This window comes from Fictibacillus sp. WQ 8-8, assembly GCF_024494405.1.
Lineage (GTDB): Bacteria > Bacillota > Bacilli > Bacillales > Fictibacillaceae > Fictibacillus_C > Fictibacillus_C marinisediminis.
This window is the reverse complement of record NZ_JAMXKG010000009.1, coordinates 40,870-67,341: the sequence shown is the minus strand read 5'-3', so window position 1 is coordinate 67,341 and position 26,472 is coordinate 40,870. Positions and strand designations below refer to the sequence as shown.

At 41.7% G+C, this 26,472-nt stretch carries 28 protein-coding genes and 1 pseudogene; 20 read left to right on the top strand and 9 right to left on the bottom strand.

All coding sequences use genetic code 11. From position 1 onward, the window contains the following. Positions 1-56: 56 nt before the first annotated feature. Positions 57-1,136, bottom strand: a complete 1,080-nt coding sequence (locus tag M1K46_RS18740; RefSeq protein WP_062235837.1) for an NADH:flavin oxidoreductase/NADH oxidase — start codon at positions 1,134-1,136, stop codon at positions 57-59. Positions 1,137-1,375: 239 nt separating this feature from the next. Between M1K46_RS18740 and M1K46_RS18735 the strand changes: the two genes are divergently transcribed. Continuing rightward, the gene (locus M1K46_RS18735) at positions 1,376-1,783 is read left to right on the top strand and encodes a hypothetical protein (protein ID WP_053355235.1); all 408 of its coding nucleotides are present in this window, start codon (positions 1,376-1,378) and stop codon (positions 1,781-1,783) included. A gap of 310 nt (positions 1,784-2,093) precedes the next feature. On the opposite strand, the gene M1K46_RS18730 is transcribed toward M1K46_RS18735, so the two are convergent. Then, positions 2,094-2,729, bottom strand: a complete 636-nt coding sequence (locus tag M1K46_RS18730) for an FMN-dependent NADH-azoreductase (protein ID WP_053355234.1) — start codon at positions 2,727-2,729, stop codon at positions 2,094-2,096. Between the two features lie 150 nt (positions 2,730-2,879). Here M1K46_RS18730 and M1K46_RS18725 point away from each other — a divergent pair, with 150 nt between their 5' ends. Further along, positions 2,880-3,248: a winged helix-turn-helix transcriptional regulator gene (locus M1K46_RS18725; protein ID WP_053355233.1), complete on the top strand. Its 369-nt coding sequence runs from the start codon at positions 2,880-2,882 to the stop codon at positions 3,246-3,248. A 147-nt stretch (positions 3,249-3,395) separates the two neighbouring features. On the opposite strand, the gene M1K46_RS18720 is transcribed toward M1K46_RS18725, so the two are convergent. Both M1K46_RS18720 and M1K46_RS18715 read right to left on the bottom strand, forming a co-directional pair. Next, positions 3,396-4,304 carry a phosphotransferase gene (locus M1K46_RS18720; RefSeq protein WP_256227223.1) on the bottom strand — a complete coding sequence of 303 codons (909 nt, stop codon included), beginning with the start codon at positions 4,302-4,304 and terminating at the stop codon, positions 3,396-3,398. Between the two features lie 14 nt (positions 4,305-4,318). Next, positions 4,319-4,963 (bottom strand): LysE family translocator, encoded by a 645-nt coding sequence (locus tag M1K46_RS18715; RefSeq protein ID WP_256227222.1) that lies wholly within the window; start codon positions 4,961-4,963, stop codon positions 4,319-4,321. Between the two features lie 188 nt (positions 4,964-5,151). Between M1K46_RS18715 and aldA the strand changes: the two genes are divergently transcribed. The 12 genes and pseudogenes from aldA (at position 5,152) to M1K46_RS18655 (ending at position 16,744) form a co-directional block, all read left to right on the top strand. Beyond that, positions 5,152-6,594 carry an aldehyde dehydrogenase gene (gene aldA, locus M1K46_RS18710; RefSeq protein WP_256227221.1) on the top strand — a complete coding sequence of 481 codons (1,443 nt, stop codon included), beginning with the start codon at positions 5,152-5,154 and terminating at the stop codon, positions 6,592-6,594. Between the two features lie 128 nt (positions 6,595-6,722). Further along, on the top strand, positions 6,723-7,949 hold the full coding sequence (locus M1K46_RS18705; RefSeq protein WP_256227220.1) for an MFS transporter: 1,227 nt from the start codon (positions 6,723-6,725) through the stop codon (positions 7,947-7,949). Positions 7,950-7,979: 30 nt separating this feature from the next. Then, positions 7,980-8,456 carry a Cys-tRNA(Pro) deacylase gene (gene ybaK / locus M1K46_RS18700; protein ID WP_062235823.1) on the top strand — a complete coding sequence of 159 codons (477 nt, stop codon included), beginning with the start codon at positions 7,980-7,982 and terminating at the stop codon, positions 8,454-8,456. A gap of 161 nt (positions 8,457-8,617) precedes the next feature. Beyond that, positions 8,618-9,190 (top strand): undecaprenyl-diphosphatase, encoded by a 573-nt coding sequence (locus M1K46_RS18695; RefSeq protein ID WP_256227219.1) that lies wholly within the window; start codon positions 8,618-8,620, stop codon positions 9,188-9,190. Positions 9,191-9,554: 364 nt separating this feature from the next. Continuing rightward, positions 9,555-9,998, top strand: coding sequence for a GNAT family N-acetyltransferase (locus M1K46_RS18690; RefSeq protein ID WP_375162217.1), 444 nt, complete (start codon positions 9,555-9,557; stop codon positions 9,996-9,998). A 14-nt stretch (positions 9,999-10,012) separates the two neighbouring features. Next, a pseudogene (locus M1K46_RS18685) lies at positions 10,013-10,450 on the top strand (LD-carboxypeptidase); the annotation flags it as partial. Between the two features lie 756 nt (positions 10,451-11,206). Then, positions 11,207-12,460 carry a dicarboxylate/amino acid:cation symporter gene (locus tag M1K46_RS18680; RefSeq protein ID WP_256227218.1) on the top strand — a complete coding sequence of 418 codons (1,254 nt, stop codon included), beginning with the start codon at positions 11,207-11,209 and terminating at the stop codon, positions 12,458-12,460. A gap of 231 nt (positions 12,461-12,691) precedes the next feature. Then, positions 12,692-13,894, top strand: coding sequence for a macrolide family glycosyltransferase (locus M1K46_RS18675; protein WP_256227217.1), 1,203 nt, complete (start codon positions 12,692-12,694; stop codon positions 13,892-13,894). Between the two features lie 641 nt (positions 13,895-14,535). Next, the gene (locus M1K46_RS18670; RefSeq protein ID WP_256227216.1) at positions 14,536-15,054 is read left to right on the top strand and encodes a YbaK/EbsC family protein; all 519 of its coding nucleotides are present in this window, start codon (positions 14,536-14,538) and stop codon (positions 15,052-15,054) included. 128 nt (positions 15,055-15,182) lie between these two features. After that, positions 15,183-15,734, top strand: coding sequence for a sigma-70 family RNA polymerase sigma factor (locus tag M1K46_RS18665; protein WP_256227215.1), 552 nt, complete (start codon positions 15,183-15,185; stop codon positions 15,732-15,734). 1 nt (position 15,735) lies between these two features. Beyond that, complete coding sequence (locus M1K46_RS18660) at positions 15,736-16,392, top strand: hypothetical protein (protein ID WP_256227214.1); 657 nt, start codon at positions 15,736-15,738, stop codon at positions 16,390-16,392. A 28-nt stretch (positions 16,393-16,420) separates the two neighbouring features. Then, complete coding sequence (locus tag M1K46_RS18655; protein WP_256227213.1) at positions 16,421-16,744, top strand: hypothetical protein; 324 nt, start codon at positions 16,421-16,423, stop codon at positions 16,742-16,744. A gap of 248 nt (positions 16,745-16,992) precedes the next feature. Here the strand turns inward: M1K46_RS18655 and M1K46_RS18650 are convergent, their stop codons facing one another. From M1K46_RS18650 to M1K46_RS18640, 3 genes are all read right to left on the bottom strand, one after another. Then, a complete protein-coding gene (locus M1K46_RS18650; protein ID WP_256227212.1) occupies positions 16,993-18,456 on the bottom strand; it encodes a DUF4153 domain-containing protein in 1,464 nt (487 codons plus the stop codon). Between the two features lie 65 nt (positions 18,457-18,521). After that, complete coding sequence (locus M1K46_RS18645; protein ID WP_256227211.1) at positions 18,522-19,169, bottom strand: hypothetical protein; 648 nt, start codon at positions 19,167-19,169, stop codon at positions 18,522-18,524. Continuing rightward, positions 19,156-19,497, bottom strand: a complete 342-nt coding sequence (locus tag M1K46_RS18640) for a PadR family transcriptional regulator (protein ID WP_053355218.1) — start codon at positions 19,495-19,497, stop codon at positions 19,156-19,158. The genes M1K46_RS18645 and M1K46_RS18640 overlap by 14 nt, the downstream gene beginning before the upstream one ends. Positions 19,498-19,764: 267 nt before the next feature. Here M1K46_RS18640 and M1K46_RS18635 point away from each other — a divergent pair, with 267 nt between their 5' ends. The 6 genes from M1K46_RS18635 to wrbA all read left to right on the top strand — a co-directional run bounded on the left by M1K46_RS18635 (position 19,765) and on the right by wrbA (position 24,989). Beyond that, positions 19,765-20,607: an alpha/beta fold hydrolase gene (locus M1K46_RS18635; RefSeq protein WP_256227210.1), complete on the top strand. Its 843-nt coding sequence runs from the start codon at positions 19,765-19,767 to the stop codon at positions 20,605-20,607. 140 nt (positions 20,608-20,747) lie between these two features. Next, a complete protein-coding gene (locus M1K46_RS18630; protein ID WP_256227209.1) occupies positions 20,748-21,602 on the top strand; it encodes a dimethylarginine dimethylaminohydrolase family protein in 855 nt (284 codons plus the stop codon). A 192-nt stretch (positions 21,603-21,794) separates the two neighbouring features. Further along, entirely contained in the window at positions 21,795-22,487 is a 693-nt protein-coding gene (locus M1K46_RS18625) for a YqcI/YcgG family protein (protein WP_256227302.1), read from the top strand. 105 nt (positions 22,488-22,592) lie between these two features. Next, positions 22,593-23,069 (top strand): GNAT family N-acetyltransferase, encoded by a 477-nt coding sequence (locus tag M1K46_RS18620; protein WP_256227208.1) that lies wholly within the window; start codon positions 22,593-22,595, stop codon positions 23,067-23,069. 406 nt (positions 23,070-23,475) lie between these two features. Further along, positions 23,476-24,252, top strand: coding sequence for a rod shape-determining protein MreC (gene mreC, locus M1K46_RS18615; protein WP_053355213.1), 777 nt, complete (start codon positions 23,476-23,478; stop codon positions 24,250-24,252). A 125-nt stretch (positions 24,253-24,377) separates the two neighbouring features. Next, entirely contained in the window at positions 24,378-24,989 is a 612-nt protein-coding gene (gene wrbA, locus M1K46_RS18610) for an NAD(P)H:quinone oxidoreductase (protein WP_091008751.1), read from the top strand. A 63-nt stretch (positions 24,990-25,052) separates the two neighbouring features. Here the strand turns inward: wrbA and M1K46_RS25755 are convergent, their stop codons facing one another. Both M1K46_RS25755 and modA read right to left on the bottom strand, forming a co-directional pair. Beyond that, positions 25,053-25,379 (bottom strand): hypothetical protein, encoded by a 327-nt coding sequence (locus M1K46_RS25755; protein ID WP_053355211.1) that lies wholly within the window; start codon positions 25,377-25,379, stop codon positions 25,053-25,055. Between the two features lie 158 nt (positions 25,380-25,537). Then, a complete protein-coding gene (modA, locus tag M1K46_RS18600) occupies positions 25,538-26,335 on the bottom strand; it encodes a molybdate ABC transporter substrate-binding protein (RefSeq protein WP_256227207.1) in 798 nt (265 codons plus the stop codon). Positions 26,336-26,472 lie beyond the last annotated feature (137 nt).

The following is a 26,472-nucleotide window of genomic DNA, read 5'->3' as shown; positions in this document are numbered from 1 at the left end:
CTCGAAGGACGAAAACAAATGCTCTTTTCGTCTCTGGTCGCTTGCGCTTTTCTTTTTTACCAGCCCCGCTCGTATTGTACAGGGATATCAAGTGCTTCTTTTTGATGAACCGTTTCGGCGGCACGCAATGGCCAATATGGATCACGAAGGAGCTCCCGTGCAAGCAGTACAAGATCTGCTTTTTCGTTGCGGATGATTTCATCAGCCTGCATGCCTTGTGTGATCAAACCTACAGCTGCAGTCGGAATACCGGCTTGTTCGCGGATTTTTTCAGCAAAAAGATTCTGATAGCCGGCGCCGACAGGAATCGGCGCTTTCGGCAGATTACCGCCGGAACTGCAATCAATCAGGTCTACTCCTTCATCTTTCAGCAGCTTGGCCAGCTCGATGGAATCCTCAAGCGTCCAGCCGTCATCTACCCAGTCTGAAGAGGAAATGCGGACAGTGAAAGGAAGGATTTCCGGCCATTCTTTTCTCATCACACGAACGGTCTCGATGAAAAAGCGAATACGGTTTTCGAAGCTGCCGCCGTATTCATCAGTCCGTTTGTTTGAGACGGGCGAATAGAAGCTGTGAGCCAAATAGCCATGAGCTCCGTGGAATTCCATCCATTCGAAGCCCGCTTCCCGTGCTCTGATGGTTGCAAGCCTGAAGTTTTCCTGAATCTCTTTAATTTCTTCTACACTTAATTCTTTAGGTTTTTTGTATCCATCACTAAAAGGGATCGCGCTTGGGCCGACCACATCCCAGCCGCCTTGTTCGTTCGGAACTCCAGCAGCAGATGCTTCTTTTTGTTTCCAAGGACTGTAGGTAGAGGCTTTTCTTCCGGCATGTGCCAGCTGGATGCCAGGTACAGCTCCATGTTCTTTTATGAAACGGGTGATACGTTTAAATGGTTCAATGTGCTGATCTGTATAGATGCCAAGATCTTCTGGCGAAATTCTGCCTCGGGCTTCTACCGCTGTAGCTTCTACTATAACCAGACCCGCTCCGCCAACAGCGCGTGAACCTAAGTGAACAAAATGCCAGTCATTCGGCATTCCATCCTCAGCACTGTATTGGCACATGGGAGAAACCCCAATTCTGTTTCGAAGTGTTATATCCTTGATGGTAAGTGGAGAAAAAAGATGTGGCATGGACAAGTTCCCTCCTGTAATTTTAAAAGTTAAAAACAAAACCATAGTAACACAATCAAAATAATATGATAAAACAATTTGCTTGTAATAATTCACAGCTTGTATTTTACCCCTTAGAAGAGGAATGTATAACATGGACAAAAAATGACGCGCCAACTGAAAAAGAGACAAAAATGGAGAAGGAAAAACTTCCTTTTTTATCGAATGTAATGCCTTAGAAAGATAAAGGCAGGTGGATTATGTCATACTCTGAAAAACTTATCCAAAAGGTTAAGGAAATGTACATTTTGGACCATAAAGCAAGAGTTCATATTGATAAAACTCAGCATTCCATCAATGTTTTCTTTAGTGATATGAAGTTCAAATTAAGAATTGTGGAAGAAAAAACAGATGAGATCAATATTCGAATAAATGAAGCAGTGCCAGGTGTTTTTGCACAAATTATGATTAAACAGACAGTGCTCAGTTTTGAACGGACTCCGAACGGCACAATCCTGGTACAGCTAAAGGATGAGGGAGAAGTGGGGGAACTTGATACACTCGGATGGGACGGCGGCCGGGTGGCTTCCGAACGGTATGACAAGGAGTTTACGATTCCTTTGCTGAACAGTTACCTAAAAGAAGCGTTTGACCAGATTTTATTTTAATAAAAAGCTCTGCTAGTCAATGTTGTTGATTAACTAGTGAGGTGTGATTGAATCGCCTTTTGAAAAGCAGAAGGGTGTAAGCAAGCTTTTAACCTTCTGCTTTTCGGGCGCTTCATTTGTTTCACAAATTAGCCGGCTCTTATCATCGCCAGCTAACACCCCTTATTATTTTGGGAAAAAGGCTTGAGGGCCTCTTTTAAGCATCAGTATGCGCTGCCCATTATAAAAGGAAATCAACAGTATGCCTTTAACAAAACCTAAAAAAAAAACAAGGGGGTTTCTAAAAGAACCGCCTTGTTTTTCTATCAACTTAAAATGTATGTGCGGCATCCTTCGCACGTGCAATACCGTTTTCTTTAATTTCTTGAGCCTTATCAGGCATAGCAGCATGCCCTTCAATAAATACTCCTTCCAATGAAGGAACCCCGAAGAAGTTCATCATTACACTCAAATAACGATGCCCCATTTCAAGATCAGCAGCTGGGCCTTCTGAGTAAACACCGCCGCGAGCTTGAATATGAAGAGCTTTCTTGTCCGTTAAAAGACCAACTGGTCCTTGTTCTGTATATTTGAATGATTTACCTGCAACAGCTACTGAATCAAGATAAGCTTTCATAACTGGCGGGAAAGAGAAGTTCCACAATGGTGTAACGAAAACGTATTTATCGGCTTCAACGAACTTTTCGCTCAGTTCACCAAGACGCTGTACTTTTGTTTTCTCTTCAGCAGATAGTTCTTCAAACCCTTTTCCGCTTTGAAGTTTTCCCCAGCCGCTGAATACGTCAGCGTCAATTTGCGGAATGTTTTCTTTATAAAGGTCGATATGCACCACTTCGTCGTCTGCATTCACTTCTTTATAAGTGTCGATAAAAGCCTTACCTGCAGCCATACTGAAAGATTGAGTTTCATTATGCGGGTGGGCTGTAATATATAATACTTTTGCCATAGTGTATTCCACCTTTTCTGGTTGTGATATAGAGCAGTTATTGTAATTTCCCTGCATTAGCAATTATTAATCATAGGCGCAGATTTGTGAAGTAGGCACATTCATGTGGTATAGTATAAAAAAAGGTACTGTAAAACGGAGGGCCGCTTTATGAAGAAAAATCCAGAACAATGTCAGGTGGTTGTGGCACTCGATATGATCGTGGGAAAGTGGAAACCGATCATCATTCAGCATCTGCTTTCCGGTGATATTTTAAGGTTTAACGAATTACGAAGGTTAATGCCGGATATTACCCAGCGCATGCTGACGCTTCACCTGCGTGAATTAGAAGAGCAGGATATTGTACAAAGGGTGGTCTATCCCCAAATCCCACCGAAAGTAGAATACTCCATTACCGAATACGGCAAAAGCTTAGGGCCGATTATGGATGCTATGCACTATTGGGGCGCAGCCCATGTGGAGCATATGAAGCATAAAAAGGAACAAGAGGACTCTTCTTTTAATGGAGAGGCGAATTAAAAAGGAAAGCTGGCTGGATTTCCTTTTTTGATTCCGGCATTGTTGAAAAGTGATGAAGGCAAAGGAACAACCATCCTGCTGGGTTTTCCAATTCACGAACCACTTGAGGAAATCGTTCCAGACGTTAAATAACAAAAAAGCCGCCGGTCACAAGCGAAGGAGGTCCAAGCTTTGACCAGCGGCTTTTATTAATTCTGCATCCTGATGGCCATGTCCGTAAAGCATAAGAAGAACGGTCGTATAGAGAGCCTTAAACCTTGCGAGTTCTTGGGTCTGAAGGTCTATTTCGCCATATACATGAAAGAACATCTCCCGGCCTTCTGGAGGAAGAAAACTGTAGACGATGGACAGGTCCACTGCAGGATGACCAATATGTACGTCTCCCCAGTCAATGATTCCCGAAACTTTCCCATTAGCATCCACTGTTATGTTGCGGATATGCAGATCTCCATGTACGAGAACTTCATGTCCAGCCGTTTCGTGCGGTTCTGTATCTTGAACGATTTGCTCAAGATCATCCACTCGTTCATAAAGCTGAAGGTCCCTAATTTCGTTTAAAAAGCCAAGCAGCTTTGGACGGCGATTCTCGACACCTAATCGGTCCAGCTCATCATAAGGCACTTGCAGGGACTTTGCCTGTTCTGCCGGAAACGCATGAAGTGCCCGAAGAAAACGGCCTAGCGGCACCGCTGAGGTTATTCGTTCTGCATGAGATAAACAGCCTGGCGGTTTTCCGGGAATAAGATAGTAGCCGGTAAAAGGCCAGGGATACAAATCTGGAACGGGTGAGCCAAAATAACAGGGTGTGGCAATCCGTAACGGCATTTTTTCTGCTAAAGGCGGCAGCAACTTGTTTTCAGTCTTTAAAAGGGGAACCGCGATCGCTCGGCGTGGAAACCGGAAAATATATTTTCCATTTACAGAATAAACAGTATTATCAAACCCTTTGCCTATTTCATTGACTTCTCCGGGTGCAAGTTCCGGGAACTGACCTTCAATGAGCTGTTTTGCCATAAAAGGTGATACAACCATTTCAGCATCCCACACATTTCCCATTCAGAATCCCCCTCTTAAACCAATGATATTATTAATTTATACAATTGGACGGTGAAGTGGCAAGCAAAACCAAGCAGACAAAAGCCTGCCAGGAACATAGAGCTCCGCATGACACTGGGGCTCATCAGCCGTTTGGAGAAATGAACGGTAAATACAAGATTGAGGTTCCATAAGAACAAACCCAGAATAATGGCAAAACTGCAGGCAAGAGAGAATACAACAGAGTGGGAAGAGGTTAAGATATTCAGGGAAGTTCCGAAAACACCAAACCAAAAAATGAGGGAAATGGGGTTGGCAAGCGCGATCATTAACCCTGTTAGGTAGGCACTTCGCCGGTTCATATCGTTCTCTGTAGTTAGCTTTAAGGAAAAGATTAAGGCTGAACCTATACTCTGAAATCCTAGATAGATTAATAGAATAATGCCAACTATGTACATGATTATTTGTATCCAGTTTACCTGCATGATTTCACCCAGGCCAAAATAAATGCCGAGAAGGAGAAGAACATCCCCGGTAAGTCCTCCAAGCCCTACACACCAGGAAGCAAGGAATCCTTGTGTCAGCCCGCGTTTCATTACCTCTATATTCATCGGCCCAATTGGAGCCGCCAGACTCAGTCCCAAAAAAATAAAATGTGCGAATGAAATGAAGAACTCCATGTCTGACCCCTTTCCTTGTCCTCTTTTCTACTGTATGCCTTTAGGGGGAGGAGACATGCGTTTTTATAGAAAAGGGGGAATTGGATACTAGTTTGTATGAAGGTTTTCGATATATGGAAATGTTTTAACCAGGAAGAAACGTGGAAGAGTACGATGTGCACTTAAAATAAGTAAGGGAGGATTTTTTAGTGAAACCACATCAGCTCTATATTAATGGAGAATATGGATCTTCCACTTCCAATGAAACGATTGATGTAGTAAATCCCTCGACTGAAGAGGTGATTTCGACCATATATAATGGAACAGAAGAAGACATCAACCGAGCGATCGAAGCAGCTTTTGAAGGACAGAAAAAATGGGAAAAAGTCCCGAGTATCCAGCGCGGCAAGGCTGTCCGAAAACTGGGAGACAAAATTCAGGAGAACCGCGAGACTTTCGTTAAACTGCTGTCAGAAGAACAGGGAAAAAGCATAGAGGCAGCTGGAGGAGAGGTCGATACCGCGATTGAATACTTTTACTATATGTCCGAATGGGCCCGCCGTATCGAAGGCGAGATTGTACCGAGCGATCGGCCAAATGAAAACATCTTTATATACCGTAAACCGATCGGAGTCGTTGCAGGAATCGTTCCTTGGAATTTTCCGGTGTTTATTTTGGCAAGAAAGGTTGCAACAGCTCTTATCACAGGCTGTTCCATCGTCCTGAAGCCGAGTCAGCAGACGCCTAACACAGCAGCAGAATTCACGAAGCTGATTGACAGCATGAAGAATGAAATTCCTCCGGGTGTCTATAATTTTGTAACGGGCAAAGGTTCAGTGATCGGCAATGCGATGGCTACTCATCCTAAAGTAGGGATTGTCACCATGACTGGAAGCGTTGGTGCCGGATCTAAAGTGATGGAAGCGGCAGCGAAGAACATTACCAAAGTGAATCTTGAGCTGGGTGGAAAAGCACCAGCTATTGTCACCGAACACGCCGATCTGGATCTGGCGGTTGAGAAAATCAAAACGTCGAGAATTACGAATGCTGGCCAGGCTTGTACGAACGCTGAGCGTGTCTATGTGCATGAAAAAGTGGCCGATGCGTTTATTGATAAAATGGTGAATGCGATGAGAGAGACAAATGTAGGAAAGGCATCAGATAAAGATACTGAAATGGGGCCTCTGGTCAGCCAAAACCGTCTGGAAACTGTTCATGAGATGGTAGAGGGTGCTGTGAAAAGCGGTGCTAGAGTGCTGACAGGAGGCAAACGGGCAAATATCGAAAAAGGATACTTTTACGAACCGACGGTCATTACGAATGTCACCCAGGATATGAAGATCATCCAAGAAGAAATATTTGGACCTGTTCTCCCGGTGGTCACATACAAAACGCTTGACGAGGCGATCGAATGGGCCAATGATTCCGATTACGGTCTTTCTTCTTCCATCTATACGGAAAACGTGCACGAAGCGATGAGGGCTGCCAATGAATTGAAATTTGGTGAAACCTTTGTAAACCGGGAAAACTTTGAAGCCATCCAGGGTTATCACGCTGGCCGCAGAAAATCTGGCCTTGGCGGCGCGGACGGAAAACATGGCGTGGAAGATTTCCTTGTGACACATGCTGTCTATATGGAATACAAAAACTAAAAAACAGCATTAAAATCAGTCTGGCATATTATGTGCCAGGCTTTTTTATGTGGAAATACTCATTGTTCAATGAAAATATTTATAATATTATAATAAATATAAATTACAAAAAAAGGAATGAACGGCTGATGCAAAGGACTCCGTTTATCAGTTTCTGGATTGCAGAAACGAGCATATCTTTAGCCGACGTGGTCTATATCATGGCGGTTACGACATTTATCTATCAAAAAACGGGATCCGCATTAATCTCTTCATTATTCCCGCTTTTTCAGGCAGTTGCCCGTCTTTTTGCAGGATTTACGTCACCATTGCTGCTGAATAAATTTAAATTCAGCAAACTTCTCATTAGTCTGCAGGGGATTAAAGCACTGCTGCTCACTTTGCTTCTTATCGGATTCGGTTCGATTGCCTCTCATATTATATGGCTGCTTGCATTTATCCTCATCATTTCTTTCATTGAAGGATGGGGGAGCCCTTTCCTCAGTTCGGTCGTACCAAAAATAGTTCTGAGGGAAGAACTTGTAAAAGTAAACAGTTCTTTAGCGATTACGAACCAATCTGTACAGATTGCAGGATACACATTTACAGGTTACGCAGTCATTAAGTGGGGGCACAGTCCTGTATTGATCGTGACGGCTGCTCTCATGTGGCTGGCGGTAATCTGCTTAATCATTTGCGGCCGGTATTTTTATGAGAAAGAGGAGGTAAAACCTTTCCCTTCAACGAAATGGGCCCTAATGAAAGAGGGCTGGATCTACTTGTGGAAAATTCCATCCCTGCGTATGGTGATGTTGATGGATGCTATTGAAGGAGTGGCAGGCTCGATTTGGATCGGTGCGCTGACATTGATTTATGTAAAAGAAGTTTTACATAGGGGCGAGCAATGGTGGGGGTTCATTAACGCTAGCTATTATGCCGGAACGATTCTAGGCGGAATTTGCACCCTATGGCTGGCCAAAAGAATTCAGAAACATCTGATCTTAAGCATGGCAGCAGGATCATTCCTGTTCAGCCTTTTTACCTTTTTATATGGTTTAAACAGTGTTCCGTTCTTTGCACTTCTTTTGTGTGTGGCCATGGGACCTGCCTATCAGCTCAGGGATGTTGCACAGCAAACAGCTTTCCAAACCAACATTGAGAGTGAACATCTGCCCAAAGTGTACGCCAGCAGGGGAATTCTATTGTCCATCATTACGAGCCTATCTATATTTTTAATGGGCTTTGTAGCAGATGCAATCAACATCCATGCCGTTTACATTCTTGGAGCTGCTCTAATTATGGTTTCTGCTGTCTTGTCTTTTTCCTTGCTGCAGGCGAAGAGAAAAGAAGTAGCAGATCTAAGCAGTCCTTTATAATGAGAAGAAACAGGAAATAAGGAGAAGGATATGAAAAAAACCAAAACGAACGCGATGAGAATACTGGACAAGGAAAAAATAGACTATGAAAATATGAGTTACAGTACAGAGGACGGCAAGATTGATGGGGTATCTGTGGCTCACAAAATAGGGCGTGAACCGGGGGTTGTATACAAGACACTGGTTGCCCAAGGCTCTGGCAAGGAATATTATGTTTTTGTAATTCCGGTCGAAGCGGAGCTTGACCTAAAGAAAGCGGCCAAAGCGGTCGATGAAAAGAAAGTGGAAATGCTTCCTGTAAAAGAATTGCTGGCCGTTACAGGATATGTTCGAGGGGGCTGCTCGCCTGTAGGCATGAAAAAACTGCTTCCTACAATCATAGAAGAAGCGGCGAAAGCACAGGAGACCATCATCGTAAGCGGAGGGAAGATTGGACTGCAGATCGACCTGTCACCGAGAGATTTAGAAAACGTGACAAAAGCTAAATATGCAGCAATCACGAAGTAAACAACGAGGGGGGTGGAACCTTTTTTCAGGGTTCCGCTTTTTTAATGGCAACCTTACATCATTGTAAGAAAGTGTAAGGTTTGCACATGGTAAGTGAGCCTCGTTCCCTCATAAAATAGAAATAGAGGAAAAAGGATAAATCATTAAAAAAGGGGCAAAAAATGACACTTACACAATTTAATAATGAAACCTTTAGGAGTATCAATGATCTGGCCGGCAGTTTTTCCGCTGCAAACCCAGTCATGGTGTTTTTAGCGGAGTATATGCTCTATGCACTTGGGATCCTTGTTATCGGCTACTGTTTCACTCGCTCCAACCGCAACCGGCTGATGATTGTTTTTGCGATGGTGAGTTGTGGGATAGCAGAGATTCTTGGCAAACTGGCAGGTCTGCTCTATTCTCATCATCAGCCTTTTGCGGAACTGTCGAACGTGCATCAGCTGGTCGAGCATGGAATTGATAATTCATTTCCAAGTGACCATGCCATAATCTTCTTTTCAATCTGTACCACCATTTGGCTCTTCAGAAGGAAAGAAAGCTTCATTTGTCTTCTGCTCGCTTTTTGCGTCGCCTTTTCACGCGTTTGGGTTGGTGTACATTATCCCATCGATGTAATAGCAGGGGCATTGCTGGGTGTTGTGTCATCACAAATTGTTTATAAAACTATGATTTCTAGTCGTTTGGTTAAGCGTTATGCAAAAAGTGGCACAAAGGAGAGAGTGGAGAACTTTTGATATCTTTTAAAAAATAAACAGGTAGAAATCCTTCGAATAGTGGCGCGTATAAACCGTTTGAAAATAAATGATTGCTCTTTGAACATAAAACCAATTTTTTGAACATAAAACCTACAGACTTGAAAAAAATCTGACGCGACGACTTTAAAGCTAATCGGGAAAACACTTTTGCTGCCTAATTGCATGGTTTTTTCCAGAAAGAACGGCAAAAAAACTTGTACAATAAACGGATCTATACCGATTGCCCGAGCAGCTTCTTAGCTGCTTTTTTTAGTTTCTAAATTGTACCAGCTCTATTAGAATGAATATAAGATAAAGTTTGGGAAATTGGCAGATAACCCGTGAAAAGAAAGGAAGAATGGTAGTGTCTATACAAAGTGTTTTGATGAAAGAAGAAAACCTGGATGCATGTATTGAACTGTATCAAAACGTTTTTAACAGCAGTCCTTGGAATGAGAACTGGACCGTTGAAACGGCAAAGGAAAGGTTATCCGATTTGCTGAATACACCGAAGTTTCTCGGTTATGTATTTTATGAGAGCGGCCAGCTCATTGGCTTTATAGCGGGCAACAGCAAAAAGACCGATAACGGTTTAACGTTCTATATTGCTGAACTCTGTGTAAACAACAAGATTCAAGGGAAGGGCTATGGCACTAAAATGCTGAATGGGTTTGAAGTAGAACTGAAAAGAAGAGAGATTCAAAGTCTATATTTATTAACAGCTAAGGAAGGATTGGCACAAGCGTTTTACGAGAAAAATGGTTTCAGAGTTAACGAAAACCGGATCGTCATGAACAAAGCTCTATAAAAGGGGGGACTGCAATGATCATCTATCCATATCTAAAAAAAGGAGCCACTATTGGGGTAACAGCCCCTTCGTCTGGTTTACAGCCTGAGCTTCATGACCTTTTAAAACAAGCCATTCAGCAAATGAAGGATGAAGGATTCCAAGTAAAAAGCGGCAAGACGCCTTGGACACAAAGCAAGGCCAAATCAGCAGATGCAGCAGCACGTGACGATGAATTTAACGAGACGATGCAGAGTGAAGGGATCGATATCATTATTCCTCCATGGGGCGGGGAACTTCTAATTGAGATGCTGCCTCATGTGGATTTCGAGAAGATGAAGCGCAAATGGATATTAGGCTATTTCGATTTGAGCGGGCTGTTGCTGGCAACTACCTTAATCACTGGAATGGCCACAGCACATGGGACCAATCTCATTGATTTAAGGGGAGAAGATACCGATCATACAACGGCCTAGTTTAATAACCACTTAATTACGTAAAATTTCGTTAATAAAGGCGATTGCTTTTCGCAGTCATCTTTTTTGTATTTGTGCAATAAAACTTGAAAATACAAAGATTATGTGTTGGGTTGATCAATATAGTCCTGAATTGATGAAAAAGTACAGTGTAATCTTAAACCAACAAATGACTCATGGAGAGTCAATGAAGCGTAAAAAAAGTTAAAGGTAAATGGATGTACTAATATTTATATGTGCAGCAGGTTGATTAACATTGATTTTTATCTAAGCGAATTAAGAGACAAACAAGCAGCCTAACACTTTTTCATGAAAGCTTTGGCTGTTTTTTCATGTTTAAAGCCTCGTGCCAAACTCAAAAATGGTAGGTTTTATCGTATTTTATCCAATCAGGTTTCATTTAATTTCATAGAATATATTAAAGTTTAATAGAAAGGAGAGTTGAAAAAATTTGCTTTTCTTCTTTATATCTTTATTAGCTTATTAAAAATGGTCTTGTATGATGGAGCCTACCTTTGAAAGCCATAGTGTGGGTAAGTGTCAAATATTGGTACTATCGTCCAAATTAGGAACTATGATATTACAATATTCACAAAATTATTTATATTGGAGGTTATCCATGAAAAATGTAGAAATAATTTTAGATGCGATTTTTACTTTCTCATTGAAAAGGTTCAAAAGAGAAAGAAATAATCTAAGAAATAATATAAAATGGGACGATGCTATTAATTTTTCGTTCAGGGAGGACAGCCTATGAAAAAGTTTTTTGCTTTTCAAGTGTTAATTGCATTGGTTATAGGAGCGCTTATCGGACATTTTTTTCCTGAACTTGGCCAAGCTTTAAGACCAGTTGGCGACGCTTTTATTCATCTTATTAAAATGATTGTTGTGCCTATTGTTTTCACTACAATTGTCATTGGGTCATCAGGCGGCGGAAGCATGAAAAAAATGGGTTCATTAGGACTTAAAACAATTATTTGGTTTGAATTCATTACCACGTTGATTCTAGGTATTGGTCTTTTACTTGCTAACACTTTAAAGCCAGGTGCCGGGCTTAATATGTCTCATCTTGCAAAGAATGATATCGCACCATTAAATGAGGGCGTTTCCAAAGTTGTTGATTTTAAAACGATGCTAGTTAACATCATCCCAAGCAACATTGTTGATGCGATGGCAAAAAGTGATTTATTAGCTGTTATATTCTTCGCTATATTATTTGGTGTTGCTGCTGGAGCCATTGGCAAAACGTCAGAGCCGGCAATAAAGTTTATGGAGTCAGTCGCCAAAATTATGTTTAAACTGACACAAATGGTCATGGTAACTGCACCGATTGGTGTACTCGCTCTCATGGCAGCCTCTGTAGGTCAGTTTGGTATCGCCCTTTTAGTCCCTATGGCAAAGTTAATTGGGGTCGTGTATCTTGGGCTTGCTATTGTTATTTTCGGTCTGTTTCCTTTGATCGCTTGGTTCTTAAAGATTTCTTACTTTAAATTGTTTCGAATGATATGGGATTTGTTCCTTATCGCATTTTCTACAACAAGTACGGAAACTATTCTTCCGCAGTTAATGAGTAGAATGGAGGCATATGGTTGTTCGAAACGTGTTGTATCTTTTGTTATTCCTTCTGGACTATCATTGAATTGTGATGGTTCGACATTGTACCTTTCAGTTTGCTCTATTTTCTTAGCACAAGCATTTGGAATCCCGATGGATTTTGGCCAACAGTTAATTTTAATGGGGGTTCTTGTTGCAACCTCAAAAGGAATTGCGGCTGTTCCATCCGGCTCGCTGGTTGTACTTTTAGCCACCGCCTCAGCAGTAGGGCTTCCTGCAGAAGGCGTCGCCATTATCGCAGGCATTGACCGTGTGCTGGATATGGCACGTACTGCCTGTAATACACCCGGACATGTTCTCGCTTGTATTGTGGTTTCAAAGTGGGAAAAAGAGTTCCGTCAGCAGGAATGGGTTAATACTCAAACCGAACAATCAAGCATTCGACAGGCATAAGAGAAAAGTTACTTATTCTCAAAGTTGAGGTGATGGTCTTCGGACCTCACCTTTTCTACTGCGAGTTTTCAGTCGATGATTCTCACTTTTTTATTTATTGTGACAATGGTACTTCTAAAATCTAGTTTCCCCGGTAATAAGATTTTCTACGTTCCATATAAAACCGTCACGAAATTTGGTGCCCTTTCTCTTACACAATCCAGAGAACATTTTACCCAAGGAGTGGTTATAATGGCACGTGTTTTATTTATTAATGGTGGATCAGAAGGACATATTAATCCAACTATTGGAGTTGTGCAAGAGCTTATTTCGCGTGGAGAAGAGGTAGTGTACTTTACGATAGAAGCTTTTCGAGAACGTATTGAGAAGACGGGAGCTACTGTACGAACATTTGACGGTGAAAAATTTATAAAAGCTTTTATCTCAGGTGGAAGAAATTATTTACTCGAGAGAATTAATGGTCTTTTGCTTACGGCAGATATCATAATACCTAGTGTTCTGGAGCAAATCGAAGGGGAACATTTTGATTATATCATTCACGATTCCATGTTTGGTTGTGGACTTTTTCTTGCACAAATACTTAAACTTCCGGCAATTAATTCTTGTACTTCTTTTGCACAGACCAAAGCATCATTTGATAAAATGTTGGAACATCTTTCACAAAATATCCCAACAGAAATTGTTAATACGATAAATAATGATTTTCAAAACTTGACAACAAAAATTAAAGAAAAATATGATGTTGAAATTCGTTCTCCTTATGAAGTTTTTTGTAACCCTGCACCATTTACAATCATTTATACAACTAGGGAGTTTCAACCCTTTGGAGAAACATTTGACCAAACTTACAAATTTGTAGGTCCATCCATCTCTTTACGATCAACGCAAGAAAACTTCGACCTTACCGCAATCAAGGTAAAAAGCCTAATTTACATTTCACTGGGTACTGTCTTTAACCAAGCAATTGATTTCTATAAGCTTTGTTTTAAGGCATTTGAGAACACTGATCATACTGTTGTCATGTCTATCGGGAAAAAAGCTCAAATATCTGATTTGGGGGAGATTCCTAAAAACTTCATTGTAAAAAATTATGTTCCACAAACTGAGGTGCTGAAATACACTAAATTATTTATCACACATGGTGGAATGAACAGTACCAATGAAGGTCTCTATTACGGGGTTCCGCTAATTGTAATCCCGCAAAGCGCGGATCAGCCGATAATTGCTCAACAAGTTGCCAATATCGGAGCCGGTATTCAATTACAAATGCAAAGCTTGACTGCAAATCAACTACGTGAGGCCTTAAATCATGTGTTAAACCACCCATCTTTCCATAAAGCTGTTGCAAATATTAGGGAATCCTTTCAAAAATCGGGTGGGTATCACCAAGCTGTTGATGAGATTTTCGAATTTAAAAGTCAATATGATATCTAAATATAAAAATTTCTCAGGTGCCATTATTATTGACTTTTTCTTAGTGGTTACGGCAACTTCTTTTTTAATTAAGTAATGGAGCAGGAACTATTATAAAAGCTAGATTATGAAGTTAAAAACTTAACGTGCTGCCGTTTGTTGTAAATACGATGGAGCCCTTTTGATCGGTGCGTAAGATTTTTGCAGGCTTCAATCGGTTCAACACTTCTTACCAAGAATGTTTACAATGTGGCTGAGTTTAGCTATGTTCCAGTCGTTGGTCTGGATGTAGCCAAAGGTGAAAGTGAAGCTCAAGTCTTTTTATTCATTAAACCGTTTATGCTATATACATCAACCTGCAAATCAAAAAATTCCATTACCTTGACAGTGGTTATTAACTTTGAGATAAATGTAAAAAAGATCATAAATATATAATCTTTTAAGTTCAGAAAAATAGGTGCCATTTTTGGAATGCATATTATGGAATTAATTCTAAAATACCGCTTTCCTCTTGTGCCATTTCGTGCCTATTGAGTTTGAAAAACCTGAGAACATTCTGAAAATGAAAATCTGAAAAACGTTGATTTATTAAGGTTCATCCATCTCTTTAAAACATTTTGAAAAAGGTAATTTATCAATATCAGCATGGAAGGATGATAGAAATGTCGATTGAAAGCGTTAAAGCTTATTTGAAGCAATGGAACCGTGAAAAAGATGTGATGGAATTCGATGCATCCAGCGCAACCGTTCAACAGGCAGCCGATACGATTGGTGTCATTCCTGCAAGGATTGCCAAAACGTTATCATTCAAAGGAGAAGATGGAACCGCTATGCTGATCGTAGCAGCAGGAGATGCGAAGATTGATAACAAGAAGTTCCGCCAGCAGTTCGGTTTTAAAGCGAAGATGCTTTCCCCGGAAGAAGTGCTGGAGCAAACCGGTCATGCGGTAGGCGGTGTTTGTCCGTTTGGTTTAAAGAATGAGATTGATGTCTATCTGGATGAGTCGATGAAAAGATTTCAAACACTCTTTCCGGCATGTGGCAGTTCGAATTCTGCAATTGAACTAACAGTCGATGAGATATACGAATATTCCAATGCTAAGGAATGGATAGATGTTTGCAAAGGCTGGGAATCAGAAGAAAGCAATGAGAAAGAAGCAGTGAAAAGCAGCTTATCATAGTTCTGAGATCAAGGTCCTTATTCAGGGTCCTTTTTTTCTTTGGATTTTTACTTTTTTTTCTAAAATATAAACTTCTTTCCATTAAACTTCGTCTATAGTAGTAGAGAGGGGTTGGAGGTGATGGTATCATGCACAATCAGCAGTTTAACAGCATGCCTGTATTTGAAACACCCGTGACAAAAGAAGAATTGATGGAGCAGATCATGAAGGATTACGGCAAGGATGTTCTGTACCTTTGTTATACGTATGTGAAGGAATGGAATCTGGCAGAGGATCTGGCGCAGGATGTTTTTGTGAAATTTTATAGCAAAGCTGACACCTTCAGAGGTGAAGCCAAACGAAAGACGTGGATCTACAAGATTGCCGTCAACCACTGCAAAGACTATATCAAAAGCGCTCATTACCGTTACTCTGTGGTCACAGAAAAGATTCAAAAGTACATAAAAGGAACCTCTTCTTCCGTTGAAGATCTGGCTCTTTATAAAGATGAAAAACAAACCCTATATCAGCACATTTTTCGGTTGCCGGTGAAATACCGTGAAGTGATCTTTCTCTTTTATTATGATGAGTTGTCACTTCAGGAAATCAGTGAATCATTGAACATCAACATTAACACGATTAAATCAAGATTAACGAAAGCAAAAAGTTTGCTGAAACACTCTTTAAAAGGAGGGCAGTGACATGGAGGAACTAAAAGGATTTAGAAACCACATGGAAAATACCACCTTTAAGAACCGGAACTTTGGCGAAAAACAACGGCAGATCGTCCATCAAAGGTACAGGGATATGAAATCAGAGAGTACTGCTTTCCGCCGTAAAACGGTTATTATGCCGATTGTCAGTGTGATCGTCTGCGCCTTGTTTTTCTTCATTACAGCTTCTCTTGTGACTGACCATACTGCCAAGCTTGATCCTAATTCAGGGGATGCCTTGACAAAAAGCCAAATGGTTAAAGCAAGCGTCCTAAAGGAAGCGAATATAAAAGGCGAGGTTGTCTCTTATTTAAAAGAAGGAATAGAAATGTTCGACAGCAAAACAGATAATTTGGAGTACATGCTTCGGCTTATTAGAAAGGGAGAGAAGGGAGAGCCGTTTCAAACAAACATCTATTATATAAAGAAAAATAGAGTGTATATGAATAAGCTAACTTTTGACGGGAAGCGTTTTATCTATAAAAATACCGTCCCTGGTCTTGGCGAGCTAAAAACCTATCAATGTAAAGCACTGGAGTGGCGAAATGTTGTGCTGACAGGCTGTAAAGGTGAAAAAGAGGGCAACGATGTGCTGGTAGTGCCTACAACCATCTCAGATTCTAAATATGCAGAGGCAAGAGAGTAGATTTTAGGTAACGATTAGGGGGGATATAATGAAAAATGTAATTGTATTCATCGTTACATCAGCAGTAATCGTTTTGGTTAATGTAGTCTTCTCATTTGTCATAAACGTCCATTTTATTGATTTAGCGTTCATTGTAGGTTTGCTTTCAGCTGTTGTTTTTAAGTTTTTTCCTTCATCCGGCGGTTTAACGTCCAATATGATTCGGCTTCAGGCACAGGCACAAACAGGAATGAAGGTTGAGGAGGAAAAAAAAGCCTACACACCCGGCATTCCGTTTTATACCGCGATTGCCTATACGCTCATTTCTCTAATTGCTACAATTGTCTATTACAAAGAGTATTTTTTAAAATAAGGGAACGAAGCGAGGAAAAGGGGCTGTCCAAGAAGTCTGGTAGCTGTTGATCTCCGCTCCAGGCTGCTCGCTTTCCGCGGGGCGTGCGGTGAGCCTCTTGGCGCAAGCGCCTGCGGGAGTCTCACCTGTCACGCTAGTCCCGCAGGAGTCTCGCACCTTGCACTCCAATCAACTTTTCATTGAAGATTTTTCACGTCAAAGGAGCTGCCTGAAGGTCAATTTTCGACTTTCAGGACAGCCCCTTAGTATTACTTGCTGAACTCCTGAAGCCGTTCCCGCACAGAGTGTTTCACGATGTTAAACGATTGCCAGGAGTGATCTTCTGCAAAGGTGTACTTTTTTCGGTCCGATAAAGCTTTCTCCAAACCTGGCAGATATGGATGGCTTTCATACAGGTCCAGCAATCCGTCCACTCCCGTATAAGAAAGCGAATCGAGATAATAAATATCTATTTTTCCTGTGTCTTTGTATCGCTGCAAGTTCTGGTCTACCACAAACTGATCAATGTTCACCATGTTTAATAGCGTGTAATAGACAAGGGAAGAGATCAGGTAGAAGCGGATCAGCGAAAGCCTTTCAATCCATACATTGACCAAAGTATAAAGGAAGATAACACCCAGGAAAATCATGAACGAGTGAGGCAATACCCTCGCGAGTGTGTATCCGTAGGCACTCTCGTACAACGACAATCTCATAAAAGCAGAAATTAGCATGACTCCGCTAACGGCTACCAATAAAGTGAGCATGACTTTGATGAAGAGCCTAATGCCTTTGCCGCTCTCTTTACTGAACGAGAGCGTACCGATCAAAAAGGTTAGGTTGATCATGGTAACAGCCATCAGCTCGAAAAAGCCTCGGCGTGCATATTCTGCAAACGTATAGCTGTCCTGTAAATTGCCGCTGAAAAAATATTGAAACTGAATGGTTACAAAAAGAACGTAAACCGCATTGATCAGGACAAGTAATGTTGAGACGATCACAGGATCCCAAAACTTGGGCTTACCTTTCATTTCAAGAAGAGCAGGCGGCTCCCACTTTGATTTTAACAGTTGTAAAAAACCAAAGAATCCAAACGTATAGAGCAGGACTACGATCGTTCGAAAGCTTCCTTCCAGCAAGTTGACATGAACAAAGAGAGAAGGGAATCTGTCGATCACTTGGCTGAACTCTGAATCTGCCGAAGAAAGGAGATTAACAACGATCAGAAGCAGCGGAACCGAGATGAGCAGGCCGATACCAATTTTGGTGATCACTTGATAAGCTTTGTTGTCGACCTTTGTCTTCACATTTTCTTTTTCTTTTGCAAAAAAAGCGATGTTGTAAGGAAAGAGTGCGAACAGCTTAGAAAACGTATAAGGTATGAAGGAAAGGCGATACCAGTCCATAGTGGGCGATCCAGTAATCAAAATGACGTGCAAAATGACCAAGACGGGAATGACCAAAATATTCAGTGCATAAAACAGCGTGTTGCAATAAAGAAAATAGCCGGCGGAAAGCAGCCAGATACAGAAGAGCAGCAAAAAGCCAATCCGCCGGTTGGTGAACGGAAATCCTCTAAACCGCCAAAAGAATGCCCAATAAAATGCCGTAACAAAAAGGAAATAGGAAATCCCGATCTCCCCGTGAAAAAAGGAAAGCTCAGCCAATAATCCGAGCAAGGCGCATATCACTAAAAAAACCAAATCACTCTTTGAAGTTTGAATCTCCATCATGATCATATTCCTCCTATATCGTTTTTCTATATACTGAGTAATTCTATGTAGTTAACCAAAAAAAATTAAAGTGACTGTTTTTTCCCCCATCGGAAGGCGATCCAGCAAATCGGGTACAGCAGAATGGTGGCTGCGATACACAACATAATAAATGTAGTGGAGAGGAGCGGATGAAACCATTCATGGGGTATGATGCGAAACAGGACGAGGAGCATCAAGACCAGGTTGGGAAGAACGGAAATAAGGAACGTCTTTTTCAGCAGCGGCCGTCCTCTTGCTCCAAAGTTTTTTCCGATTTCGTACCCGAGAAATGCCCAAAACCCCATGTAAAGCATCATGATGATGAAAGGAATGGAGGTTAGGGTGCGCCAGACAGCTTGAATCCATGTGTATTCATTCAGAAGATGAGCGAAAGTCAGTAAACTTCCTGCCACAAAAAAAGCAGCGTTCATCAAAAGAAAAAGGTAGAAGGTCTTATTGGGTGTAACAGAGAGCTCTTCCTTCCACATGGAGGCAACTTCCTTCGGATGTCCAATCACCTCTGAAAAAAGTAAATGCCACTCTTCCGCCGTCTTTTTTTCGTCTTCTTTTTCTGCCACTAGCTCATAGAGATGGGCTTCGTAGTCCTGTACAATGCTTTCTCGCTGGGGGTGTTTCTTTAATTCCTTTTTTAATTGCTGTAAATAATGTTCTTTAGCTTCAAGATGGATCATGCTCCGGACCTCTCATCACCTTGTTTATTACTTGAACGAATTGCTCCCATTCGGATGTCTTTTCTTTTAGCATCTGTATGCCTTCTTCGGTAATCCGGTAGTATTTTCGTGCCGGGCCCTTTGCTTGTTCTTGCCAGTAGCACTCAATGTATTCCTGCTTTTCAAGCTTGTGAAGGGCAGGATAGAGAGTACCTTCTTTCACCTGCAGATGCTGGTCACTTCGTTTTTCCAGCTCTTTTACAAGCTCATACCCATACATATCCCGCTCAGCCAGCAGCTGAAGAACAATTAAGGAAGTACTGCCTTTTAAAAGTTCACGATTAAACATTTATTTTCACCTACCTAGAATTAAAAGGTATAGTAGCATCTTAGCATAAATAGGGAAAAATGTTCAAGTAAAGTTTGGAAAAACCATGCTATACTTAATTGGGGGGAATTCCCTTTTTTTAATGCAGTGAAAAGGAGGCCTCGTCATGATTATCAAGTGGATCAAACAAAGATAATTAAGGGTGCAGGCCAAATACTCCGTAGAGAGTTTATTGATCTGCGCCAAAAATACGGCGGTTGGATAATAAAAAACACGGAGGTATTAAACATGAGAGAACAAATACTGAACATTAATAAAGTAGAGATATGTACAGAATGCTTTGGAAATCCGAAAGATCCTGCGATGCTGCTGATCATGGGAGCGATGTCTTCTTTAGACTGGTGGGATGAGGACTTCTGTCTCCGCCTCGCAGATTCAGGGCGGTTCGTTATCCGCTACGATCATCGGGATTTAGGAAGATCAACCGTTTATGAGCCAGGCACGTCAAACTATTCGATAACGGACTTGGCTGATGATGCAGCTAGTGTATTGGATGCTTATTCTATTGAAAAAGCCCATATTGTCGGGATGTCGTTGGGCGGTATGATCGGCCAAATCCTTGCTTTGAGGTATCCGGAACGTGTGCTCTCTCTTTCAGTCATTGCTTCAAGCGTGTTTGGAACAGAGCAGGAGCAACTGCCGCCGATGGATCAGAAAATACTGGATTATCATGCGAAAAGTGCAACGTTGGATTGGACGGATCGGGCGTCTGTTATTTCTTTTCTCGCGGATGGCTGGAAAACACTAGCCGGTTCCAAGCCATATGAGCAGGAAAGAATGTATAAGCTGGCGGAAAGAGAAGTTAACCGGGCGAAACAGCTGACGAGCCGATTTAATCATGCGATGCTGCAGGGCGGCGGGGAGTATTTTGATAGAATGGGTGAAATCAGCGTTCCTGCTGTTATTATTCATGGCACGGATGATCCTGCTCTTCCATACGAACACGGGCTTGCTCTTGTGAAAGCCATCCCCCATGCAGAATTGGTGACGCTAGAAGGATCCGGGCATGAGATTCATAGTGAAGACTGGGATCAAATTATAGAATCAGTTATAGACTTGAGTTCGCGATAAAAGAATAGGTGAACAGAAGCAGCCGTTTCATGCAACGGCTGCTTTTTTTTGCGTTGAGCCTCACTTATTTTAAATTTACTGTTTAACCTCGAGAGGAAAACGGGAAATATCACAATAAATCATTGAATCGGGGGTACAGAATGGCCATCACACTCAAACCAACAGAAAAAGTAGCGTGCAGGAGCGAGTATGATTCACTCGCCCGTGTAGTCGTATGTGAACCCAAATTTATGCATATCTCTGAAGTTATCAATGAAACACAGCGGCATTATGCAGATGAAAATATTAACAAGACATTAGCAACCAATCAGCATCGGAATTTTGTCCGAACCCTTCGATCTCATGGAGTTGAGGTGATTGAACTTCCCCCTCATCAGGAATTTCCTGAGCAGGTATTTACACGTGATATTGGCTTTACACTGGGGTCCACTATTTTTGTTTCTTCTATGGGAAGTAAAATCAGGCAAGGTGAGGAAGACATATTAAAAGAATGGCTGGGAAACAAAAATGTCCGCCTTCAAAAGATTTCTGACGGAAAGATGGAGGGCGGAGACGTGCTGGTTGATGGGGATACGATCTATATTGGTGTAAGCGGCCGGACAGCACAGTCATCTATCCAGTCTTTGCGGGAAAGGCTGCCAGAACACAAGGTGGTTTCCATGCCGTTTAATCCAAAGTATCTGCATCTTGATTGTGTATTCAACATTCTTTCATCCACGGAAGCACTCGTATTTCCGCAGGCATTCCTTAAAAAGGAACTGGACTTTTTAGCCAAAAGATATGATTTGATTGAAGTCAGCAAGGAAGAACAGTTCTCGTTAGGCACGAACGTACTCTCCATTGGGGATAAAAAAGTGTTCAGCCTGCCAGTGAATCCTAAGGTGAACAACAATCTTCGGAAAAGAAGATATGAAGTCATTGAAGTCGACTTATCTGAGATCATCAAATCAGGCGGATCGTTCCGCTGCTGCACAATGCCTATCTTAAGAAAATAAGCAAGTCATATAGAAATGGAATGCCGCCTTTAAGGTGGCATTTTTTACATTTGATCGTGCAGTTTAAACGAAAGGCTCTCAGGGTACTGTTTCATATAACTACAATAGCTGAGTCAGTAATTTGAATCTAGTGGATGCAATGGAGGGGTGTGCTTGAAAACAGCGAATAAATATCTTCTTGAAAAAGAAGATATGATAAACCCGGAAATCGTTCCGGAATGGGTGATTCGAGAATACAAAAACTTTCATGAGACAGTGACAGATAAAACGTTTCCTTGCTATTTCGGCATGAATGCGGAAAAGAAGGGCGAGCTGCGGTATGCCTATGTTTCACAGGGAGATTGGTCAAACTTGCCTGGAGCCGTCGAAGAATTTATCCAGCTGTTTGATGCACCGAAACTCATTCGCTACGGATTATTTGTTTTTGTAGAGCCGGAGACAGAAGAGAAATCCATTCCTTACTACAGGGAATATTTCTGGAACCTGCTTCAATACATGCATGATCAGGATGAGAAAGATTGGCCTGAGGATAAGCCTACAGATCCGGATCATTATTTATGGAACTTTACCTTTGCAGGAGAGCCGTTCTTTGTGTTCGGAAATGCACCAGCCTACAAACAGAGAAAAACAAGAGACCTTGGCAACAGTCTTGTACTTGGGTTCCAGCCGCGAAGAATATTCGAGGGTCTTGAAGGAACATCGAAAGGCGGAATCATGTCACGGGATAAGGTTCGGGAACGGGTGGAAAAGTGGGATAACCTGCCGACGCATCCGAACATCAGCCATTATGGCGACCCTGAGCATCGTGAGTGGAAGCAATACTTTATCGGTGATGATGTAAAACCAATTGAGGGCAAATGCCCCTTCCATCATAGAAAAAATTAAGTCCTCATTGCTGGTGCCAGTCACCCCATTTACACACTTGTGTAATTGAGGTGCCTGGCACCAAATTGCGTTATAATAGTAGAAGTTTAAAGGGGGAAATGCAGGATGACGATTCAATGGATACAGATGAGAGGTCAAAATTCAGCTAGGATGGATAAAGTGCTGGCGCTGTATGACCGGTCATTTCCCTTGGAGGTAAGAGAACCTCATGATGTATTTTACAGCGGCTTTCAGTATGCACAGACCGCTGCTCCCAATCAATTCTGTTTGCTGATCGGCGTGGAAGGGGACCAGCTTTTGTCATTTGCAGCCGGGCACTTTTTAGCAGAAGTGAATACAGGCTTTGTTGTTTATATCGCAGCAGACCCCAACCACCGAAACAGGGGCATGGGATCAAAAACACTTGCTAAAATGGAAGACGTCTTCAATGAAGCAGCCATTTTAGCGGGGAAGAGCAAGGTGAGCGGCATTATTTTGGAAACAGAAAAGGAAGAAGAAGCTGTAACAACAATGGAAGAAATGGAATGCAGAAAACGAATGCATTTTTTGCCAAAAACCAATACCAACCCTGTCTTGGTATAGACTATGTGCAGCCTCCGCTTCATCCGGATGACCCCACAGTGCCTCTTAATCTTCTATTTAAGAATTTGGACGGTGAAAATGTCCATGATGAACATGTACGGGAGATTGTCCAGCAGATCTACGCTGAAAAAATATGGCGCGGTGAATAAAATTGAAAACACGATTCTCGGGAAGTGCCTGAAACAGATGGGCATCTAATAATTGTGTGTAAATATTTATATATTCATGGTCCATTTGACAAATAACGATAAGATGATAGTATTGTGTGATCTGTTTATATTCAACTATGTTAATATATGGTAGGAGAAATAAATTATAAATTGTCTTGCAGGCGGCAGCAGATCAGAAGCATTTTGCTGCCTTTTACTGTGATTGAAACAATAACATGAAAGGTGAATTTTCATTCATGAGATTTTTAAGTTTTAAATTTCTGCTTTTATTATTTTGTACGGCTGTTTTAGCCGTTATGCTGCTGTATTACTTCACAAATATTAATATTCCTGGAAAACAACCCATTCTTAATGTCATACATAATGTTAAAGATATGGCTTCCATCGAAAAAGAAAATAAAATCTTAAAATCAAAGCTCCAGGAACAGGAATCTCTTTCTGTACAAAAAGTGGAACTTGAAAAAGAAAATAAAAACCTTCAAGCCGTTGTAGATAAAACTAAAGAAGTGGAACAATACGATCCCTTGCAAGCCAGCGTTATGTACAGAAATTCTGATTCATCCAGCTGGTATGAAACCGTTGTTATTGATAAAGGAAGCCAAGACAAGGTTCAAAACAATATGGCTGTTATCACGAAAGACGGATTGATCGGAAAAATAACCAATGTAAAACCAACATCCTCAGAAGTCAAGCTGCTCAGCAGCAAAGATAAAAGGTACCGTATCTCTGCCTCCATCAAGGGAAAAAAGAACATCAACGGTATCCTGAACGGCTACGACCCGAGCAATAAATATTTAATGGTACGAGACATTTTGAATAAAAACATTAAAAAGGGTGAAAAGGTAGTAACTTCAGGATTGGGCGAGATTCTGCCGCCTAACCTGGATATCGGAACCATCGTCAAAGTGAAACCGGATCCCTACGGACTGACAAGCATTGCTTACATTAAACCGTCCGCCGACTTTTATGACATCAATCAGGTTGTCATCCTCAGATCGTCTGCCAATCAATAAGATCTTTCCGAAACGTTATTAAGGTATTTTCTAAATCTGCTTATTTACTTTAAATGACAGGTTTAAAGTGCGGACAATAGGATATTAAAGAGATATGTACTTTTATAACAAAGGAGATGGATTGCATGTCAAACGTTAAACTGGCGGTTATCTATTACAGTTCTACAGGAACCAACTACAAGCTGGCGAATTGGGCAGCGGAAGGCGGAAAAGAAGCAGGAGCAGAAGTAAAAGTGGTAAAAGTGCCTGAACTTGCACCACCTGAGGCCATTGAATCAAATGCTGCATGGAAAGCGCACGTAGATGAGACGAAGGATGTTCCTGAAGTCTCTCTAAATGATTTAGAGTGGGCAGATGCCATTATATTCAGCATCCCTACCCGTTTTGGAAACGTGCCTGCTCAGGTTAAGCAATTTCTCGATACGACGGGCGGCCTTTGGTTTAATGGAAAACTGGTAAATAAAGTGGCCAGTGCCATGACATCTGCCCAGAATCCGCATGGCGGACAGGAAGCTACAATCCTTTCTCTATATACAACGATGTACCATTGGGGTGCTATTGTGGCGACTCCGGGTTATACGGATCCCGTCTTATATGGAGCTGGCGGCAATCCATATGGAACCAGTGTTACGGTAGACCAAAATGGAAACATGAAGGATGATGTGAAAGATGCCGTCATTCATCAGGCAAAACGGACAGTGACGGTTGCTGAGTGGGTCAAAAAAGGAAATCAATAAAAAATAAACATTTTAAAGAAATAGCCGATTCTCTATGGGGGAGAATCGGCTTTACCTCTTCCATTACGATGCGGGTCCTCCTCTGCCTGAAGGAGCAGCTGGTGCACCCGGTGCTGCACTGCCTGCAGATGGAGCGCCCGGTGCGGCAGGTGTTAACGGCACAGATGCCCCAGCCTGCGCGGGAGTAGCAGGGGCAGGTGGTTTCGTTTGAAGCGTACCCTGAACCGGAGTCAATAAAGGACCAACAACGAGTGAGGTAGGCGGGGTATCGAAGGCCGAACCAGTTGAGATTGATTCAGCGTCACCGATCAATAAGATGGAGGAGATGCTGACACCCACAATATTGACCTCATGTACTGCGAGTTTGCGGTTGATCACTTTAACGTTCAATCCCTCAGCTCCTGTCCCAAGGTAGGAATGTGTAATGCATACTATATGTATGGAGAAGGCTAATTCTTTATGAATGTTTTTTACGCATACGCAGGCCTAAAATATATTATTAAGGAAAGACAAAAGGCAGACCCACCGGTGAGAGGATCTGCCTTTTCTTAATTGATCTTTTTAAATCCGTATTTTTCAAGAGTCTTTACGGACGAGTCGCTCTTAAGAAATGTATAGAATTTTTGTGCCTCTGCTTTATGTTTTGAGTCTTTGATGACTCCTAATGGGTAAACGATTGGAGAGTGAGATTCAGGATCAGCGGAAGCAGCTATCTTTACTTTTTTTGAAACCAGTGCATCTGTTCTATAAACGACCCCGGCATCGACATTTCCTGTTTCAACATAGGAAAGAACTTGACGCACATCCTTTGCATAGACCAGCTTTGGTTTTACTTCTCTCCATACCTTCATGTTTTTAAAAGATTCCAGGGCATATTGGCCGGCGGGCACGGCTTCAGGCGTCCCAATGGAGACCTTTTTAACAGAGTTGTTCGTTAAATCACTGAACGACTTTATCCCGGAGTCAGACCCTTTTGGAACAATCAGGACTAAATCGTTTCCTACTAAATCTGTCCCATCTTTCTTTTCAATACTTCCATCCTTTACAAGGGCTTCAAACTTGTCCTGAGCTGCAGAGAAAAACAGATCAACAGGTGCTCCTTGCGAGATTTGCTGCTGCAAGGTACCTGAAGCGCCAAAATTGAAGTGCAGGTTCACGTCGGGATGCTTTTTCTCGTATGTATGCTGAAGGTCTGTAAGAGCATCCTTTAGACTGGCGGCAGCAGAAATCGTTAAGTCGATTGTTTGTTTTTCTTTTGAATCCTGATCCTTGTCCGATTGGCCCGTACAAGCCGTAATTGTCGTGAACAAAAAAAGAAGCAGAAGCAGGCTTACTGTTTTTTTCATGAGAAGATTCCTCCAATTACCAATATTCAATACATATTTATTATAACTGATTATAACTAGATATAACTAGTTATAATAAATGCGGTTAATCAGAATAAAAGAATACTTTTTCGATAAAAAAAGTTACACTTGGGAGT

Coding starts and splice junctions, on each gene's coding strand:
- M1K46_RS18740 (WP_062235837.1), bottom strand. CDS start 1,136: ATGCCACATCTTTTTTCTCCACTTACCATCAAGGATATAACACTTCGA.
- M1K46_RS18735 (WP_053355235.1), top strand. CDS start 1,376: ATGTCATACTCTGAAAAACTTATCCAAAAGGTTAAGGAAATGTACATT.
- M1K46_RS18730 (WP_053355234.1), bottom strand. CDS start 2,729: ATGGCAAAAGTATTATATATTACAGCCCACCCGCATAATGAAACTCAA.
- M1K46_RS18725 (WP_053355233.1), top strand. CDS start 2,880: ATGAAGAAAAATCCAGAACAATGTCAGGTGGTTGTGGCACTCGATATG.
- M1K46_RS18720 (WP_256227223.1), bottom strand. CDS start 4,304: ATGGGAAATGTGTGGGATGCTGAAATGGTTGTATCACCTTTTATGGCA.
- M1K46_RS18715 (WP_256227222.1), bottom strand. CDS start 4,963: ATGGAGTTCTTCATTTCATTCGCACATTTTATTTTTTTGGGACTGAGT.
- M1K46_RS18705 (WP_256227220.1), top strand. CDS start 6,723: ATGCAAAGGACTCCGTTTATCAGTTTCTGGATTGCAGAAACGAGCATA.
- ybaK (WP_062235823.1), top strand. CDS start 7,980: ATGAAAAAAACCAAAACGAACGCGATGAGAATACTGGACAAGGAAAAA.
- M1K46_RS18695 (WP_256227219.1), top strand. CDS start 8,618: ATGACACTTACACAATTTAATAATGAAACCTTTAGGAGTATCAATGAT.
- M1K46_RS18680 (WP_256227218.1), top strand. CDS start 11,207: ATGAAAAAGTTTTTTGCTTTTCAAGTGTTAATTGCATTGGTTATAGGA.
- M1K46_RS18675 (WP_256227217.1), top strand. CDS start 12,692: ATGGCACGTGTTTTATTTATTAATGGTGGATCAGAAGGACATATTAAT.
- M1K46_RS18670 (WP_256227216.1), top strand. CDS start 14,536: ATGTCGATTGAAAGCGTTAAAGCTTATTTGAAGCAATGGAACCGTGAA.
- M1K46_RS18665 (WP_256227215.1), top strand. CDS start 15,183: ATGCACAATCAGCAGTTTAACAGCATGCCTGTATTTGAAACACCCGTG.
- M1K46_RS18660 (WP_256227214.1), top strand. CDS start 15,736: ATGGAGGAACTAAAAGGATTTAGAAACCACATGGAAAATACCACCTTT.
- M1K46_RS18655 (WP_256227213.1), top strand. CDS start 16,421: ATGAAAAATGTAATTGTATTCATCGTTACATCAGCAGTAATCGTTTTG.
- M1K46_RS18650 (WP_256227212.1), bottom strand. CDS start 18,456: ATGATGGAGATTCAAACTTCAAAGAGTGATTTGGTTTTTTTAGTGATA.
- M1K46_RS18645 (WP_256227211.1), bottom strand. CDS start 19,169: ATGATCCATCTTGAAGCTAAAGAACATTATTTACAGCAATTAAAAAAG.
- M1K46_RS18640 (WP_053355218.1), bottom strand. CDS start 19,497: ATGTTTAATCGTGAACTTTTAAAAGGCAGTACTTCCTTAATTGTTCTT.
- M1K46_RS18635 (WP_256227210.1), top strand. CDS start 19,765: ATGAGAGAACAAATACTGAACATTAATAAAGTAGAGATATGTACAGAA.
- M1K46_RS18630 (WP_256227209.1), top strand. CDS start 20,748: ATGGCCATCACACTCAAACCAACAGAAAAAGTAGCGTGCAGGAGCGAG.
- M1K46_RS18625 (WP_256227302.1), top strand. CDS start 21,795: ATGATAAACCCGGAAATCGTTCCGGAATGGGTGATTCGAGAATACAAA.
- M1K46_RS18620 (WP_256227208.1), top strand. CDS start 22,593: ATGACGATTCAATGGATACAGATGAGAGGTCAAAATTCAGCTAGGATG.
- mreC (WP_053355213.1), top strand. CDS start 23,476: ATGAGATTTTTAAGTTTTAAATTTCTGCTTTTATTATTTTGTACGGCT.
- wrbA (WP_091008751.1), top strand. CDS start 24,378: ATGTCAAACGTTAAACTGGCGGTTATCTATTACAGTTCTACAGGAACC.
- modA (WP_256227207.1), bottom strand. CDS start 26,335: ATGAAAAAAACAGTAAGCCTGCTTCTGCTTCTTTTTTTGTTCACGACA.